The organism is Sphingomonas sp. (genome assembly GCF_041661885.1).
GTDB lineage: Bacteria > Pseudomonadota > Alphaproteobacteria > Sphingomonadales > Sphingomonadaceae > Sphingomonas.
Window position 1 is genome coordinate 1 of sequence record NZ_JBAZTL010000011.1, and the last position, 15295, is coordinate 15295.

Annotated in this window: 30 protein-coding genes; all 30 read left to right on the forward strand. The window is 57.6% G+C overall.

What is annotated here, in order from left to right; translation table 11 throughout:
• Positions 1–58 precede the first annotated feature (58 nt).
• Positions 59–559 carry a hypothetical protein gene (locus tag WC704_RS16435; RefSeq protein WP_372891862.1) on the forward strand — a complete coding sequence of 167 codons (501 nt, stop codon included), beginning with the start codon at positions 59–61 and terminating at the stop codon, positions 557–559.
• Positions 537–899 carry a response regulator gene (locus tag WC704_RS16440; RefSeq protein ID WP_372891864.1) on the forward strand — a complete coding sequence of 121 codons (363 nt, stop codon included), beginning with the start codon at positions 537–539 and terminating at the stop codon, positions 897–899. The genes WC704_RS16435 and WC704_RS16440 overlap by 23 nt, the downstream gene beginning before the upstream one ends.
• Positions 896–1321, forward strand: a complete 426-nt coding sequence (locus WC704_RS16445; RefSeq protein ID WP_372891866.1) for a hypothetical protein — start codon at positions 896–898, stop codon at positions 1319–1321. Before WC704_RS16440 ends, WC704_RS16445 begins: the two co-directional genes overlap by 4 nt.
• A gap of 82 nt (positions 1322–1403) precedes the next feature.
• Positions 1404–1571: a YegP family protein gene (locus tag WC704_RS16450; protein WP_372891868.1), complete on the forward strand. Its 168-nt coding sequence runs from the start codon at positions 1404–1406 to the stop codon at positions 1569–1571.
• Complete coding sequence (locus WC704_RS16455; protein WP_372891870.1) at positions 1568–1735, forward strand: hypothetical protein; 168 nt, start codon at positions 1568–1570, stop codon at positions 1733–1735. The genes WC704_RS16450 and WC704_RS16455 overlap by 4 nt, the downstream gene beginning before the upstream one ends.
• Before the next feature lie 127 nt (positions 1736–1862).
• A complete protein-coding gene (locus tag WC704_RS16460; RefSeq protein ID WP_372891872.1) occupies positions 1863–2348 on the forward strand; it encodes a hypothetical protein in 486 nt (161 codons plus the stop codon).
• 92 nt (positions 2349–2440) lie between these two features.
• On the forward strand, positions 2441–2653 hold the full coding sequence (locus tag WC704_RS16465) for a hypothetical protein (protein WP_372891874.1): 213 nt from the start codon (positions 2441–2443) through the stop codon (positions 2651–2653).
• Entirely contained in the window at positions 2634–2990 is a 357-nt protein-coding gene (locus tag WC704_RS16470) for a hypothetical protein (protein ID WP_372891876.1), read from the forward strand. The genes WC704_RS16465 and WC704_RS16470 overlap by 20 nt, the downstream gene beginning before the upstream one ends.
• A 1-nt stretch (position 2991) precedes the next feature.
• The gene (locus WC704_RS16475; protein WP_372891878.1) at positions 2992–3213 is read left to right on the forward strand and encodes a hypothetical protein; all 222 of its coding nucleotides are present in this window, start codon (positions 2992–2994) and stop codon (positions 3211–3213) included.
• A gap of 1 nt (position 3214) precedes the next feature.
• Positions 3215–4996, forward strand: coding sequence for a methyltransferase domain-containing protein (locus WC704_RS16480; RefSeq protein ID WP_372891880.1), 1782 nt, complete (start codon positions 3215–3217; stop codon positions 4994–4996).
• Entirely contained in the window at positions 4993–5520 is a 528-nt protein-coding gene (locus WC704_RS16485) for a TylF/MycF/NovP-related O-methyltransferase (protein WP_372891882.1), read from the forward strand. Before WC704_RS16480 ends, WC704_RS16485 begins: the two co-directional genes overlap by 4 nt.
• Complete coding sequence (locus tag WC704_RS16490) at positions 5521–5697, forward strand: hypothetical protein (protein WP_372891884.1); 177 nt, start codon at positions 5521–5523, stop codon at positions 5695–5697.
• Positions 5694–5837 carry a hypothetical protein gene (locus WC704_RS16495; RefSeq protein WP_372891886.1) on the forward strand — a complete coding sequence of 48 codons (144 nt, stop codon included), beginning with the start codon at positions 5694–5696 and terminating at the stop codon, positions 5835–5837. The genes WC704_RS16490 and WC704_RS16495 overlap by 4 nt, the downstream gene beginning before the upstream one ends.
• Positions 5834–6331 (forward strand): hypothetical protein, encoded by a 498-nt coding sequence (locus WC704_RS16500; RefSeq protein WP_372891888.1) that lies wholly within the window; start codon positions 5834–5836, stop codon positions 6329–6331. Before WC704_RS16495 ends, WC704_RS16500 begins: the two co-directional genes overlap by 4 nt.
• Positions 6331–6744 (forward strand): hypothetical protein, encoded by a 414-nt coding sequence (locus WC704_RS16505; protein WP_372891890.1) that lies wholly within the window; start codon positions 6331–6333, stop codon positions 6742–6744. The genes WC704_RS16500 and WC704_RS16505 overlap by 1 nt, the downstream gene beginning before the upstream one ends.
• Positions 6745–6970: 226 nt before the next feature.
• Positions 6971–7123 (forward strand): hypothetical protein, encoded by a 153-nt coding sequence (locus WC704_RS16510; protein WP_372891892.1) that lies wholly within the window; start codon positions 6971–6973, stop codon positions 7121–7123.
• Between the two features lie 11 nt (positions 7124–7134).
• The gene (locus WC704_RS16515) at positions 7135–7296 is read left to right on the forward strand and encodes a hypothetical protein (RefSeq protein ID WP_372891894.1); all 162 of its coding nucleotides are present in this window, start codon (positions 7135–7137) and stop codon (positions 7294–7296) included.
• A gap of 496 nt (positions 7297–7792) precedes the next feature.
• Positions 7793–7939 carry a hypothetical protein gene (locus tag WC704_RS16520; RefSeq protein WP_372891896.1) on the forward strand — a complete coding sequence of 49 codons (147 nt, stop codon included), beginning with the start codon at positions 7793–7795 and terminating at the stop codon, positions 7937–7939.
• Positions 7936–8112 (forward strand): hypothetical protein, encoded by a 177-nt coding sequence (locus WC704_RS16525; RefSeq protein ID WP_372891898.1) that lies wholly within the window; start codon positions 7936–7938, stop codon positions 8110–8112. Before WC704_RS16520 ends, WC704_RS16525 begins: the two co-directional genes overlap by 4 nt.
• Positions 8109–8387, forward strand: a complete 279-nt coding sequence (locus WC704_RS16530) for a hypothetical protein (RefSeq protein ID WP_372891900.1) — start codon at positions 8109–8111, stop codon at positions 8385–8387. The genes WC704_RS16525 and WC704_RS16530 overlap by 4 nt, the downstream gene beginning before the upstream one ends.
• A gap of 13 nt (positions 8388–8400) precedes the next feature.
• Positions 8401–8685, forward strand: a complete 285-nt coding sequence (locus WC704_RS16535) for a hypothetical protein (protein WP_372891902.1) — start codon at positions 8401–8403, stop codon at positions 8683–8685.
• A gap of 265 nt (positions 8686–8950) precedes the next feature.
• Positions 8951–9298 carry a hypothetical protein gene (locus WC704_RS16540; protein WP_372891904.1) on the forward strand — a complete coding sequence of 116 codons (348 nt, stop codon included), beginning with the start codon at positions 8951–8953 and terminating at the stop codon, positions 9296–9298.
• Entirely contained in the window at positions 9295–9549 is a 255-nt protein-coding gene (locus tag WC704_RS16545) for a hypothetical protein (RefSeq protein WP_372891906.1), read from the forward strand. Before WC704_RS16540 ends, WC704_RS16545 begins: the two co-directional genes overlap by 4 nt.
• Positions 9546–9824, forward strand: a complete 279-nt coding sequence (locus tag WC704_RS16550; protein ID WP_372891908.1) for a hypothetical protein — start codon at positions 9546–9548, stop codon at positions 9822–9824. The genes WC704_RS16545 and WC704_RS16550 overlap by 4 nt, the downstream gene beginning before the upstream one ends.
• 4 nt (positions 9825–9828) lie before the next feature.
• Complete coding sequence (locus WC704_RS16555; protein WP_372891910.1) at positions 9829–10347, forward strand: terminase small subunit; 519 nt, start codon at positions 9829–9831, stop codon at positions 10345–10347.
• Entirely contained in the window at positions 10344–10823 is a 480-nt protein-coding gene (locus WC704_RS16560) for a GIY-YIG nuclease family protein (RefSeq protein WP_372891912.1), read from the forward strand. The genes WC704_RS16555 and WC704_RS16560 overlap by 4 nt, the downstream gene beginning before the upstream one ends.
• Positions 10820–12358: a hypothetical protein gene (locus WC704_RS16565; RefSeq protein ID WP_372891914.1), complete on the forward strand. Its 1539-nt coding sequence runs from the start codon at positions 10820–10822 to the stop codon at positions 12356–12358. Before WC704_RS16560 ends, WC704_RS16565 begins: the two co-directional genes overlap by 4 nt.
• Positions 12359–12412: 54 nt before the next feature.
• On the forward strand, positions 12413–12619 hold the full coding sequence (locus WC704_RS16570) for a hypothetical protein (RefSeq protein WP_372891916.1): 207 nt from the start codon (positions 12413–12415) through the stop codon (positions 12617–12619).
• Positions 12612–14966 carry a glycosyl hydrolase family 28-related protein gene (locus tag WC704_RS16575; protein ID WP_372891918.1) on the forward strand — a complete coding sequence of 785 codons (2355 nt, stop codon included), beginning with the start codon at positions 12612–12614 and terminating at the stop codon, positions 14964–14966. Before WC704_RS16570 ends, WC704_RS16575 begins: the two co-directional genes overlap by 8 nt.
• The gene (locus WC704_RS16580; protein ID WP_372891920.1) at positions 14963–15295 is read left to right on the forward strand and encodes a hypothetical protein; all 333 of its coding nucleotides are present in this window, start codon (positions 14963–14965) and stop codon (positions 15293–15295) included. Before WC704_RS16575 ends, WC704_RS16580 begins: the two co-directional genes overlap by 4 nt.

Genomic DNA, 15295 nt, shown 5'->3' on the forward strand with positions numbered 1-15295 from the left:
TGGCTGGTATTGCGAAGAAATGAACACCGTGAGGCACTTTACAAGGGAGTCATAGAAGATGGCTGATCCAACGAAGCGACGCCTGCTCCGCTGGCTGGCAACATGCGGGCTGATCCTGCTTGGCGCTACCATTGGTGTGATTCCAGTGGCGATTGCAGACACGACGATTCAGATCCCTGAGACTGTTCCGTGGTGGGCATGGCTGCTAGGCTCCGCAGGCCCGATTGGGGTAAGCGGCTTCATCGCCTACAGCACCGCAAAACGTCAGGCCCGAAAGACCGCACTGGAGGAATATCGAATTCTCCACGATGCCAAAAGCAAGGAACTGAAAGAATGCCGCGAAGGCCGCATCGCAGACGGTATCCGAATCAATCAGCTTGAGGAAAACGAGGACGCATCCAAGCAAGTGCAGTTCCGCCTTGAAAGTCAGGTCTATGGCCTGCGGTCGTTCCTTCAAGTTACCGCCTTCAAATACGATATACCCCTCGCCGATGTCGAGCGCTATCTTGGCCGGTTTGAGGATCGGAGAAAGTCACATGAAGACCTTGCTACTGATTGACGATGACCCGTCTTTGCTATTGCTGATGACAAAGCAATGCGAAGCTGCGGGATACACGGTTGAGCCGCATAGTTCGGCCGGAGCGCTGCTTGGCTCGTGGTTTACAAACCCGGAGAAATACGCTGCAATCATCACCGATTGCGAGATGCCGATTCATCGCGGCCCGGTGCTGGCTAAAGCCCTGAGACGCCTTGGGTGCATCACCCCTATCATCATGGTCAGCGGGCATGGTGACGTTTTCGATCGTCACCAGCTTGACCAGTGGGGAATCACGGCCTATCTGCCCAAGCCGTTCGACGTGCCGATGATTAAGGCATTGCTGGATGAGGTGCTGGTGTGAGCGAAGCCATGGCCGCTGCCATTGAAGCCGCCCAGGTCCGCGACTGGATCACGCTGGCGATCTTCCTGATCGTCCTGGGGCTGGTGGTGGCGTTGATTGCCCGCAACCTAATCAGGCGAGACCAGGACGATCGCAGCCGGTTCAGTTTTGACGATCTGCTGATCGATCCGATAACCAAAGTCACAGACCCGGCGCGATGCGTGCTCGTTGGAGGCTTCGCGGTGGCATCGCTGGTGCTGGTCTATCTGGCAGTAAAGGGACAGATGAGCGATGCGGTTTACCTAACCTACATGGCCGGTATCGTTATTCCGGCAGTATCGAAAGTCCTGAAAACGAGCGTATCCTTGCCGGGTATGCCTATGCCGCCAGCCACTACGACTACCAAGCCCACAACGGAAACGACTACCGGGGAAACGCCATGACGGTATCAATGGTTTTCACATTTCATCTTGTCGTCGCATATCTTTTGCTGACGTTTATAAATCCGACTACCGGAGACGCACCATGAAGTTTGAAGTCTATGATGGCAACGATCATTGGTATTGGCGCCTGCGCGCCCGCAACGGCAAGATCATCGCCGACAGCGGAGAGAGTTACACCACTCGCGGCAAGTGCCTAGCCGCCATCAAGCGCGTGCAGAAATGCGCGGATGCAAAAGTCGTTTCGACGTGACCACGAAAGAACAAAACAGTATATGCGACCTTGCCAAAAAGCACGGCGGCGTCACTTTCGGCGAGGGAATTATCTTTAAAGAAGTCGCCCAACTGGTGAGCTTCTACTACGCAGCCAAGGAATCAGCGGCGCGTGAAAACAGCAAGGTGAAATGGCAAGACTGAGCCAAGGTCAATAGCAAAAAACTATCGAAGGTGGCAAACTCAGGTATCCGATCGGATAACCGCCCAGGCCTACCTCTGGTGTCGGTCTCAGTGTTACCGCCAAGGAGGCTGGCAAGGAGAAATCATCATGTCAGTAGGAAGCAAGAATTACGCACACCCCGCGTATCTGGCCCGCACCACCCAAAACGAAGCGCAGAACGCGGCCGGCGCATCGGCCAGCTTCGCCAAGTACGTGGCCTTCACCGACGAGAAGGTTCACAGCGTTTTCGTGAAGACCCTGACCGCCGGAACCAGCACCCACACCGGCTGGAACGGAACCGCGACGGTGACTACCACCGGCACTGGCGCCACGATCGCTGGCATCAAGATCAGCGGCACCACCACCAGCACCTATGGGCCGTATGTCCTGAGCGCAGCCGCAGCCGGCTTCCAGCGCCTGGAGATCGACCACACGGGTGTCGGCAGCGCCACCAGCACCAACGAGGCGGACAAGTACATCGCCCTGACCACCGGAGACACCTTCTATCTCCAGATGGGCACCGACGCCACCGCCGTCATCCTGCCGGGCTTCGAGAAGTCGATCGCCCCGACTGGCGCCATCAGCGTGGGCTAAACCCCGCAGCAAAGCAGTGGTATTGGAGGGGGCTTTTTAGCCCCCTTCTTTTTTACTTGACAACGGCAGAAAATGCTGGCACAGTCTGCCGCATGAACAAAGACCAGCAAGAGCAGTACCGCACCAAGGCCGCCTCTCTTCGATCAGTTGAAGAAGAGGTGAACGCACTGACCCAGCGCCTCGCTGAGCGCACCGACTGGCGCAACCGCCTGCGGATGGAGGTGGCAACCCTCAAGGAGCTTGTGGGCGCTGCAGGAGTGGCAGCGGCGGAAGCCACTACCAGCAGTGAAGACGATGCTGATTGACGCCCGCCAGTTCAAGCCGCGCATCACCTTCGCCAAGGCCATCGAGCGCACCAAGCTGAGCCGCGAAGAAGTAGGCAAGCGCCTGGACGTGAAGCCGCGCCTGATGCAGTACTACGTGAACGATGAGGAAAATCATCCAGTGCCGTATCTGGTGTGGTATTGCGTTCTGCAGATGGCCTCTGGGCGCGGGATCAAGACGGAGAAGGAATTGATGCTCGAAAACGAGGAGAAGCGCATCCGCGCAGCCATAGCTCGGCAGACGATTAAACATCTGGTCCAGGGTTCGGAAGCTAAGGCCATGAAACTGATGAGTGAACTCATCAAAAGGGGGAAATGAAATGGCTATCGAATGGATTGACCGAAGTGTGAAGCTGCCGAAGGTTGGTGTCGAAGTTCTGGCATTTGGCAAAGTGCCGACAATAGACGGAATGGCCGACAAGTTCATCGGCTGCGATCATCTGAAGGTGTCTGGTGATTTCGGATACGACGGGACAGGCCATTGCGGCATGGTGCGCGTGACTCACTGGGCTGAAATTAATGGGCCGATCAAGGGGGAGTGACATGGTTTGGAGAGCGGAAGATCCAGAAAGCGGAGAAATTTACAAATGCCGCTGGGACTTGATCGAATACCTGCACGGCAAGATCCTTGATATCGGTGCCGGCCAGTTCAAAGTGGTTGACCAAGCCATGAGCGTAGACAACGGCCACCATGAAGGCTTCGGCCACGTCATCAAGCCTGACTACCTGGTGAAGACCGCGGCGCAGTTACCGCTGATCGGTGACGCCACCATGGACTGCACCCTGAGCAGCCATCTGCTGGAACATTTTCCCGAAGACCAGGCCATCTACGTGCTGCGGGAGTGGTTCCGCACGGTGAAGGTGGGAGGCACGCTTTGCCTCTACCTTCCCGAGAAGGGCGTGTACCCAGACGTGGGCGAGTATGGCGCGAACCCAGACCACAAATTCACCCCCACCCGCCAGCAGGTGATCGACTGGATGCTCAAGGTCGGCGCCTGGGACCTGGAAGTGGACGAGAGCCGCAGCGAGGGCAACGAGTATAGTTTCCTCCAAGTCTACCGCCGCCTTCCCGGTCGCCAGAATTTGTTCTCTTGCCAGAAGCCAAAGTCAGCCGAGAAGACCGCAGCGTGCTTCCGCGTGGGCGCTTTCGGAGATATGCTTCAAGCATCGAGCGTGATCAAGGGGCTGAAGGATGATGGCTACGTTGTCACGGTCTACGCCAGCGAACCCGGCTGCCAAGCGATCGAGCACGATCCGCACATCGACAAACTGATCCGGCAGGAAAAGGACATGGTGCCGAACCACCTGCTGGGCGAGTTCTGGGACGTGCGCAAGAAGCGATATGACAAATGGGTCAACCTATCCGAGTCGGTTGAAAGCACCTTGCTGTCCATCCCGCACCGGATCACCTACAAGTGGCCGAAGGAAACCCGCCACCGGTTGATGAACCACAACTACCTGGAAGTGCAGCACGAGCTGGCCGGCGTTCCCCACATCCCGCAGGTGCGCTTCTACGCCACCGAGTCAGAAAAGTGCTTGGCACGAAATCGGCGCGCAGAGATTGGACGGGATTGGTCAAGCGGCTACATGAAGGAAAACACCCGCTTCATCATCCTCTGGTCCCTCGCCGGCAGCAGCATCCACAAGGTCTACGCCGGCATGGACGAGGTGATGCAGCGCACCCTTGACGCGCACCCCGAGGCCCACATCGTGCTGGTAGGCGGCCCCGAGTGCCAGAAGCTGGAGGCAGGCTGGGAGGACAACCCACGGGTGACCTGCACCAGCGGCAAGTGGAGCATCCGGAAGAGTTTGGCATTCATCGACCAGGCTGACCTGATCATTGGCCCAGAGACTGGCATCCTGAACGCCGCCTGCTGCCTGCCAGTGCCCAAGATCATCTTCCTGAGCCACAGCACCGAAGAGAACCTGACCCGGGACTGGATCAACACCACCGCGATGGTGCCCCAGAACACCCCCTGCTACCCCTGCCACATGATGCACCTGACCTGGGATAGCTGTAAGCGTGACGACAGGACGGGCACAGCAGCCTGCCAGGCGAGCATTGACCCGGAGACGGTGGCGCAGGCCATCGCCAGTGAGATCGATGCTTGGCGCAGCAGAGATGATGGTGAGGTGCCGCGCTACGAAGCTGAATGGAACGCGCTGCCGCACAGGGAGGTGAGCCGCAAAGTGGTTGGTGACATGTTGGTCACGCTGAACGACGTCACCAATCCGTCCGATACAGCCTTCGGCGCATCGCTGGTGATCCAGATGCGCATGCCCGGGGCCCAACAAGTAGCAGACCCGAGGGACGAAACGCAATGAGCGACGTGAGCCTTTCAGTCATCAACCCCGTCACGCTTGCACAGCTCTATCTGGTCGCAAGCTGCACGCCCCCAGGAATCTTCGTTGAGCTTGGCGTCTACAAGGGCGGCAGCGCTCGCATACTGGCTGACGTCGCTGAGTCACAAGGCCGCGAACTGCACCTGTTCGACACCTTCACCGGGATGCCATTCCAGCACACCGGAGATAGCCACAAAGTCGGCGACTTCGCAGACACCGATGAATCCAGCGTCAGAGCCCTGATCCCGTCCGCCATATTCCACGTCGGCGTATTCCCGCAGACCATGCCGGGGAACCTGAAGCCCATCGCCTTTTGCCACATCGACGCAGACCAGTATCAAAGCTACGTCGATGCCATCGCTCTGTTCAGCCCGCTTATGGTCAAGGGCGGCATCATGTGGTTCGATGACTGCGACAGCCTCGAAAGCGCGACCAAAGCCGTCAATGAAGCATTCGGAGATCGAGTGATCCGGGGCGAGATGCTTAAGCCAATCGTGAGGTTCTAAATGTGCACCGCCTTTCTGATCATGTATATCTGGGCCGGCACCAACATCAGCGTGGACATCTACGCCCGAGCGTTGCTGCTGGAGAAGAAGCCTGCGGGCTGGGCATTCCACCTGTTCATCGCATTGACGTGGCCCATCGTGCTTCCATGCTGGATCTGGTCGGAGTACTTCGCATGATGTTCTTGCTCGTGGTGCAGGTAGCCACATTCCTCGGCATGGCCGCCTGCTTCGCCGCCGTAGGCCAGTACCGATTGTCCTTCGCTCAATTCCTGCTGGCGATTGTGCAGGCCACCATCTACACCGGGACCATGAAATGAAAACCTTCCCCCAAATCGACCCCCCAACCGACGAAGGCGTGCGCCGCACCCTTCACCTGGTCAACGAAGGCGGCGACCTGCTGCCGCGGGACTTGGTAAACCAGCAGATCACCGTAGGCGGCCAGACCTACATGGCCCGCGGTGTAGGTACCACCAAGGTTATCCAGACCGGAGAACTGTTCGACGTCTACGTGCTGGCCCCTGGCGCAAGGCTGGTGCCCCTGTTCGGCGGTCCATGCAACGGAGAGCAGGCCGCGTGCTTTCTCGGCGAGACCATCGCTGTGACGGTGCAGGGCAAGCGCCACCACTACCGGCCCATCGAATTCTTCGGCCCAGTGCCGAACGAACCCACCAAGGTGAACCGCTACGAGGTCCACATGCACGAACACATCAAGCCAGAGGCCAGCAGCCCCATTGACGCCTTCATCGCCAAGCACGGGCTGGATCCGGTGGAAGTGGTTGAGATACCGGCAGAACTGATGGTTACGCACTGATGAAAGCCATAGTCCCGCCCAGGCTGGTCATCCCAAACAAAGCTGAAGCTATCGAACTGAACAGTATTGAACAACTCAGACGCGCGAAGCGGTTTCTGCGATTAAATAGCGCTAGAGAGTATCTTGAAGCCACCCACCAGTACTGCAACACGGTGACTGGCGAGAAGCGGGAGATGACCGGAAGATTCGCAAAAAAGCTAAACGATGCGCTTGATGCGAGATTCATCTACGAGGTCAGCACGAAGGTAAAGGGAGCCAGACTGCACAAGTGGAAATGGCTGCCACCGCAGGAGGTCATCCAGGTCTACGAAGAGAAGATAAAAGCGAGAAAAGAGCGCCGGCACAAGAGATCAGTTGAATTGACCGCCTTCAGCCCGGACAATCGCCGGGCGCCAACCAAACTATTCAAATAGAAATGCTATGGTCCGAATCATGCACCTGCTGGACGACGGCAGCCTACATTTGGCATTCACGTACGCTGAGAACCCGCGCGGCCAGATGCTGCACTCAACACTTGTCACCAACCCTGACGGAAGCAAGCCAGACCCAAACTCCGAGATGAGATGTGGGACCTGCGGTGAACGAGTGCGGCCACCATCGCAACCAGGTGCAAACCTTGCAATCCACGAGGATGACGACATGAAACCTGACGCTATGGACCGCCACTACGCCCTGATCGAAGCCAACAGCACGATCCGGCACTGCCGCAAGACCATCTTGAATCTGTGGTTCGCGGTGCTGATGGAGACGGCTGTGATCATGGTGTTTGGCATTAGCCTGATTGGACGCTGAAGGAAAAAACCATGAAACTGTTCCTTATTTCACAGAATCAAAACTATGACTACGACACCTATGATTCTGCCGTGGTCGCAGCCCCAGATGAGGAAACTGCGCGCCTGATGAACCCGCGAAATGGGATGACTCATATTCATCTTGGTGCAACAGCCCTGAGCATGTGGAAGTGAAGCTTGTCGGAGAGTCGGCAGACGGCCTTGAGCAAGGGGTCGTTTGTGCTTCGTTTAATGCGGGGTAACTGATGGACTTCCAACCCAACATGCTTGAGATCAAGGCGGCGGTGGAAGCGTGAGCGTGGAGCGCGTTGTTAGCCGACAGCGGCTGGAAGGTGCAGCATGAAATGCCCGCAGTGCGGTGAAGAGCAGTATTGCCCTTGCGTGAACTGTTCCGACTGGAATGCTGGGAAAGTGGTGTGGCGCTGGATTGATGGTGAAGCCATTGCCTGCGGCCATTGTGGGTTCACATTGCACGCTGATGGTTGGCTTGATGTTGAAGCTACTGAATACGCTGCCGTGACACTCAACACCAATTCTAAGTCACCATGAAACCTAACCCGCCCTGCGACGAGTGGAACCGCGCCCTACCCGTAGAGCTGATCCTAGAGCTTTACAGGTGGTATCGCCTAGCAAACCCTGACGACAGCAAGCCGACGAGGAAGCGTAAACCATGAACTACCTGATTGCGTGGTGCTTGTGCATTGCTGGCACGGTGCTGACTGCGCTTGGCAAAGGCGATGACGTGAAGTGGCTGATGGTGAGTGACGTAAACGTGACGGTGTGGCTTTTTGTCGCGTGGGCGATGGACAAGAAATGAACGTGTTTATCTGGTTTATGGCGGCGATTCTTGCGCTGGATTGTTTGGTTCGCTTGTTTTGGCTTGGGACGGGGAACTATCCGCAACGCACACCGGGAAATATTGCCGGTGATCTGGCCTGCAATGCTGCATTGTTGATCTGGGCATGCGTTCTTCTTGGAAACTCGCCATGACCATACTTGCCGATCTGCGCATGTGGGAAGCTGCAACGATGAACCTGGACCACAAGCGGGTTCAGTCTCAGGCGGCGGAGGAGATTGAGCGGCTACGGAGTGCCCTGCAACGCGCACGCGACGCGCTGCTGGATCACGGCGACGAGCGGACGATTGCGCCGGAGGTCGAGGCGATAGACGCGGTCTTGACGCCCAACGCTCAGGTTAAGCGGCGGGCGAAGCCCGTCCGCTTGAACCGCTTGTTAGCCCAGCGCAAGTTCAAAGCTGGGCACTGATGGAGATACGACGATGGAATCTGCACAAATTGAAATGCCGCGCTACAAGTGCCACAAGCAGGTTTGGGCGCTGAAGATTTCCGAACTGAAAAGCACGGCCTCGCCGGAGCAGGAAAGCGACGGAAGCCTGCTGCTGGTGCCATCCGACAAGCGCTACGCGCCGTTTGTTGTGGACGCGGCCTACACGCGCAAGCACCGCCCGGAAGTGGGCGGCTACTACGTGGTCTACGACGATGGCTACAAGAGCTACAGCCCAGCCAAAGCGTTCGAGGATGGGTATGCATTGCTTGAGGGCTAACGCGAGTTAGTTAGAGGCCATCGACTAAAAACCCCGCCGTAGCGGGGTTGTAATTCAGCACGCCGGCTTCGGGTTTTTGCTGCCCTTACCTTTTCCGCCTTTGGACTTCTTCATGTTCCAGCTCCTATTCGGCGAGATCGCCGCAGACCATTATGACTACCCTTACCGAAAAACAAAAGAACAACTTGTGCGAGTGTCTGTAGTGGCGTAGATTCACGATAGCCGTTACCATACGTCACCACTGTTTCAATAGGTGCTGCGTATCGTGAGATTCATCCTCGGCCCTGCCGCCCCCTACATCATGGGAGTGCTCGCCACCCTATTCCTTGGGATGGCAACGGCCACGTGGCATCTCAACGGAACCCTGACCAGCGAGCGCAAGGACCACGCAGTAGCAGTGCGCGATAACCAGACCTGCGCCGGTACCGTGAAGGAACTGCAAAGCACCGTCAATGACCAGAATGCCTCGATCGAGAACCTGAGAGCCGTAGCAGCGACGCAACAGGTCGGCCGCGACCAAAGTGCCAAGCAGATTCTGAACGCCAAACCCCGCCAGATGGAAGCCAAGGGCGCCCAGCAGATGAACGAGTGGTATAGGGGGCTGACGCAGTGAGCGCCGACCTGAAAGTGGTGCAGATACGCACGGCCCCGCTGGTCAACGACATCCCGGGCCAGCTACGTCACTTGGCCACCATGCTCGAATCTGGTGAGGTCGAGCCGATGGAGACGCTGATGGTTGGCGGGATCTACCCGAACGATTTCAACCCATACTTTGCCTGCTTCGGCCACAATCCAGACCGGCACACCACGGCTGGCTTCTTCATGCACCTGGCCAAACTGGCACTGACGAGCAAGGACGAATGAAAGCCATCCTCGCCGCCCTGCTGCTGACCGGCTGCGCCGCCTACACCCCAGCCCCCAAGGTGATCACCCAAACGGTGAAGGTGCCCGTGCCAATAATGCCAGTGCCGCCGCCAGAGCTTGCAACCTGCGGAACCCACTGGCCCGAAATCCAATTCAGCCCCGCAGAGAAGCCCGCCCTGGTCACCCTCGACAAGCCAAACGCCGAGGCACTGATGCTGTTCGGAAACACCGCTGTGCAGTGCATCAAGGCCTGGCAGGCTTGGAGTAAGCAGTAAGCCCGTGGCCGCCGCAGCCGTCAAGAAGAGGGCAAGGCCGTGTTCCATCGACAAGGACGGCCTCAACCCAAACCAGAAAATCTTTGCAGAACATTGGCTTAAGCACAGAAATGGCAGCAGGGCCTATCTGGCTGCCTATCCAGCGTGCAGTGACGCAGCGGCTGGAGCTTGCGCATCACGGCTGTTAACCGAAGCTAAAGTTTCAGCCTATTTGGAGCGGCGAAAGGCTGAAATCATTAAGGAATTGGGCGTTGACAGCAGCTACGTGCTCCGCAATATCAAGAGCATTGGCGAGCGCTGTATGCAGGCGGAACCGGTGTATGACACCGAGGGCAACCCCATGTTGGTCTCGACGCCGAGTGGTGATCTGGCTCCGGCCTACAAGTTCGACGCCAGCAATGCCCTGAAGGCCAATGAGCTGCTGGGCAAGTACAACAAGCTGTTCACGGACATGAAGGAAGTGAACCTGACTGGCCACGAGAGCCTGCTGGAGGCTATGAAGCAGGCTGGGGTGATTAAGTGATATCGACCAACCTGTATGCCATATCCGATGAGGCTGGGAATGTGAAGTTTGGCTTGGCGCAAGACCCGGCCAAACGACTCTCTGACCTGCAGACGGGTAACGCCAACAAGCTTGTCCTGCTGGATGCATGCCAGATACCGGACGCCAAGGAGGCCCGTAACCATGAATGGAACGTGCATTTCTGCCTTGAGAAGCTTGGCCTACGGAAGAGCGGCGAATGGTTCGCGCCGAGTATCTTCACCACAATCGCTGTCGGAGCATTGGCGCTTGGATCAATTGAATCCTTCAATGATCGGGTGACGATCATGTACCACGAATTCTCTAAGAGTCTGGAGAAGATGCGGGCTTACATGCATGCTGTTGATGGCCCCGGGGAAATGTGTGGGCTGAAGCCGAACGGGCGAAATGGCTGGTCTGATACCCCAGCGCGTCTACCGAATTGGGCCTATGCGGTGAAGAGAGCCAAGAAGGCATGAGCCACCAGTTCACGCCTGAGCAACTTGCCTTTGGCGCGCGCCTCTACAAGGAATTTCCGTTCTACGCTGCCAACTGCCTCAAGGTCAGGACCAAGCAGGGCGAGATCAAGCCATTCATCCTGAACGCACCCCAGTTGTTGTTGCACAAGCGCGCTGAGGACCAGATGGAAAAGCGCGGCTTCGTCCGCCTGATTGCCTGCAAGGCCAGGCAGCAGGGGATCAGCACCTACATTGCCGGCCGCAGCTACCACAAGACCAGCCACCGCAAGGGATACCAGAGCTACATCCTGACCCACTTGCAGGAATCGACTGACAACCTGTTCAGCATGACTGAGCGATTCCATGAGAACTGCCCGCTTGAGGTGAGGCCGCAGACCGGCGCCAGCAACGCCAAGGAGTTGAACTTCAAACTGCTGGACAGCGGAACGGGAGTTGGCACCGCCGGCAGCAAGGGCGTTGGCCGCGGCAAGACCCTGCAGTTCGTCCACAGCTCCGAGGTGGCCTACCAGCCCAATGCCGAGACCCACAGCGCAGGCTTGCTCCAAGCCGTGCCCCAGGGCGAGATGGGCCGGGACACTGAGATCTGGATGGAGTCAACGGCTGATGGCATCGGCAACTACTTCCACAGCACCTGGTCGCGCGCCGTCGCCGGCGAGAACGACTTCGAGCCCATCTTCATCCCGTGGTACATGACGGACGAGTATCGCCAAGCGCCGATCGAGCGCTTCAAGCTGGACGACGATGAACTCGAATACCAGGCCATGCACAAGCTGGACATGGCCCAGATGATGTGGCGCCGCAAGAAGATTGGCGACATGGGTGACCAGCTATTCAAGCGCGAATACCCGGCAAGCGTCTTGGAGGCCTTCAGCACTACCGGCGGCCGCGCCTTCATGCCCATGACCCTAGTAGAGCGCGCCATGAACGCCAAGGCCGACCCATTCGGTGCCGTGGTGTTCGGAGTTGACCCGGCCCGCTTCGGCGAGGATCGCACAGCGTTGTGCGTGCGCGAGGGCCGCGTATGCCATTGGGTGAAGTCCTGGAACGGCCTGGACACCATGGACATTGTGGGCACTGTGAAGCGCTACGCTGCCATCTACAATCCCAAAGCCATCTTCGTGGACGTGGTTGGCCTGGGCGCCGGCGTCTACGACCGCATGCGCGAGCTCGGCATGCCAGCGAGAGCCGTCAACGGTGGCGAGAAGCCAAACCGGCCCGACAAGTACTACAACAAGCGCGCCGAGATGTGGGGTGAGGCCCGCGAATGGCTCAAGGATGGCCCCTGCAAGATCCCCAAGGACGAGGCCCTTGCCGCTGACCTGTGCGGCCTGCAATACAAGTTCGACTCCAAGAGCCGCTACGTGCTGGAGAAGAAGGAGGATGCCAAGGCCCGCGGTGTGCGCTCGCCTGACCTGGCAGACGCCTTCTGCCTCACCTTTGCCGAACCCGTAGCCCTGTGGAGCGTGAACAGCTTTGAGCCTGGTGCTGCGCACAACCCTATGGGCGGCGAATCCTTCGAGCCCGAGGTGGCATAGTGTTTCGCTATCGTTTGTCCTATGATGTTGCAACAAAGTTAATCGGAGGCGCCAGTGGCCCGTGAAATCGACATGAAGTCACTCGTGCGATCCATCGCCGGCCCTGAGCGCCCTGTGAAGGTCTACGACACCCGATACCCCAAGTACGAGCGGCCAGGCCACAACCCGTTTGAGGGCCTGCTGCCGGACATTCTCTTGCAGACTGGCGACAACATCCTGATGCAGACAGGTGACGAAATGAGCAGGCAACAAGATGGCTGATAAGAAGGTCACAGAGCTTGCAGTAGTCACCGAACTGACGGGGCTTGAGACGCTCTATGTCGTGCAGGGCGGGGTGGATAAGCAGGTCAGCATGTCGTTGGTGCGATCTGGGCTCACGACGACTGCGATTAGTGAGGGATCAAATCAATACTTCACTGATGAGCGCGCTCAGGATGCGGTAGGAGCGGCCCTTGTCAATACTGATTCGGTAACGCTCGCTTACGATGATGCGACCCCGAGCATTACAGCAGCGGTAGCGGTTCAACAGAGCATCACCGCCCCTGCTGGAGGGATCAAACTATCAGGCGATGAGACCAGCCCTTCCGCATCCAAGTATTACGGCACGGATGATGTAGGAACCAAGGGATTCCATGCCCTTCCAACGACGACGCTGGCGTCAATCGCGGCACTTCGACTATTAACTGGAGCGGCCGCCGGTCAGACCGCCGACGTAACGAGCTACTACGCCGTGGATACACCGGATGGTGGTGGCGGAGCGTTCAAATGGAGCGCCGAAAGCACTGCAACAGACGATGCCGGAACGATCATCAAGCCTACGGCGGTCAGTGGCGCTGGTCGGTGGCTAAGGATATGGAGTGGTGCGGTAAATGTTCGGTGGTTCGGCGCGAAAGGTGACGGGACTACGGATGATACAACCGCTGTCCATGCGGCGATTGCAACCGTAGTGGCATCTCCGGGATTCGGTGGAAAGGTGGTCTTCCCAACGGGAAACTTCAGAGTCACGTCGGGATATACGCACACATCCGCGAAGGTCGATGTTGTCCTTGAGGGCGAAGTGTGTGGCAGAGAGAACGACACTGGTCAGGGCTCACAGGTAACTCTGGACAACGCCGACATAGCGTCGTTCTTCTACGACACAGGAACGGTCAACCAGTTCTTGCAGGTGCGGAACATTACGTTCAAGTGCGCTCAGTCAGTTCCAGGCAGGGATTTCTTCGTATTCAGATCGAACCACAAAGCCTCGTTCAATCTCGTTAATTTCGAGAACGTCGAAAGACCATTCGTTTTCAAGGTCGGAAGTTATTTCCAGAACAACGACTACACGAACATCCAGTTCCGCGGGACCAGCGGGACATTCCACTCTGAAACTTCGACGCTCATTGGCACGTTGATGTATCTGAACAACGTCAACCACGAAAGCGGATGCCCTAACAACACGACTGAGAAGGTGGTGTGCGATCTGCGCGGGATCAGGTTGATCCAAGCCACCAACTTCCTGTTGGAAGGCGCCCTCCCGTCATCCGGCTGGACGATCCTCCGGCTGAATGGGGGTGGCGGAACGTGGGAGCGCGAGTTCGCATTCGAGTCAAATGGGTATCACAGCGAGTGGAGTGGCGCGAATGTCCCGACATACGCTCTGGACATGGAGAACTGCCGTGCAGTGTTCAGCCAGGGCACTATGGGGGCATCCGCTTCCAGTCCAATGAAACTCTCCAACAGCACGCTCACGTTGATAGGATCGTCTTTTACTGGAGACTCAACAGAGATTGCAGACTACTTCAGTTTGGATGCCTCGCAGTCGAGGGTCATCCTGCGCGATTGCGCCGTAAGACAGCTCTCAGGTGTGGGAGCAGCCGAACCGAGGATTACGTTCGAGAACTGCGGAAACAACAGGAGCGGCGGAGCCGGGGATGCCGGACTCGTATCAACGATTTTGTCAAACACGCAGTCCACATTGATGTGGCGCTGGAACGGCGGATTCAGCGATCCCAAAGTTGGAACGGTATCCGCCTCTGGAAGCACCTCTGTCATTCCTTCCCTCGATGCCAGCTACGGAAGAAAGTGGGTTGTAACCCCAAATGGGCAGGTTGTTACGTTTCAGGCGACAACGCAGGCTCGTGGATTTCTCAAGCAGGGGGATATGTTCTGGATCACGGGCCACGTCACCTTTCCGACGTTCACATCAGGCACGTTCATTCTTTATTTTGTAGAAGCAGGGGCGACTTCCGGCGCGGCGGCAGGCTTTACAACGGACTACTCGGCGCAGACTCTTAGGTTTGCGTTCCCCATTAGGATAACTGCTGCGCTGACAGATACGTCAACGGTTGGACTCTACTTAACCCTGCTATCTGGTGCTGGAGTTTCTGGGACACTTGATGTCCACTCGATCGGACTCTACTCTGGGAATTCCGCTCCGCAGGGTGAGTTCCCCGCATACCCCGCCACCATCATCACCTACAACTCAGCGGCGCCAACGGTGGGCGAGTGGGCACAGGGCGACATCGTCTACAACAACGCCCCGGCAGCATCTGGAACCATCGGGTGGGTCTGCACGACGGCCGGCACGCCGGGTACGTGGAAAACATTTGGAGCAATTTCAGCATGATGAAAAATCTGTTACTGCTTTCCATGCTGACCGGCTGCGCCAACATGACGCCAGCGGAGGATATCGCCTTTGGCACGCTGATCGGCTGCAACGCTTACGACGCTGCTTTGACGATGCACGCGATGGACAGGGGCTTCGCAGAAGGGAACCCGCTGCTAGGCTCACATCCAAGCGACGAGAAGATAATTATCTCGAAGGTGCTACTGGCTGGGATCGCATGGTGGGCGGTTGACGCGATGGACGAGAAACGTTCTGTGCCCGCGCTGCTGATTGCCACGATTCCGTGCGGCTGGGCTGTTTATCACAATAACAGCGTGATGGATGACTGA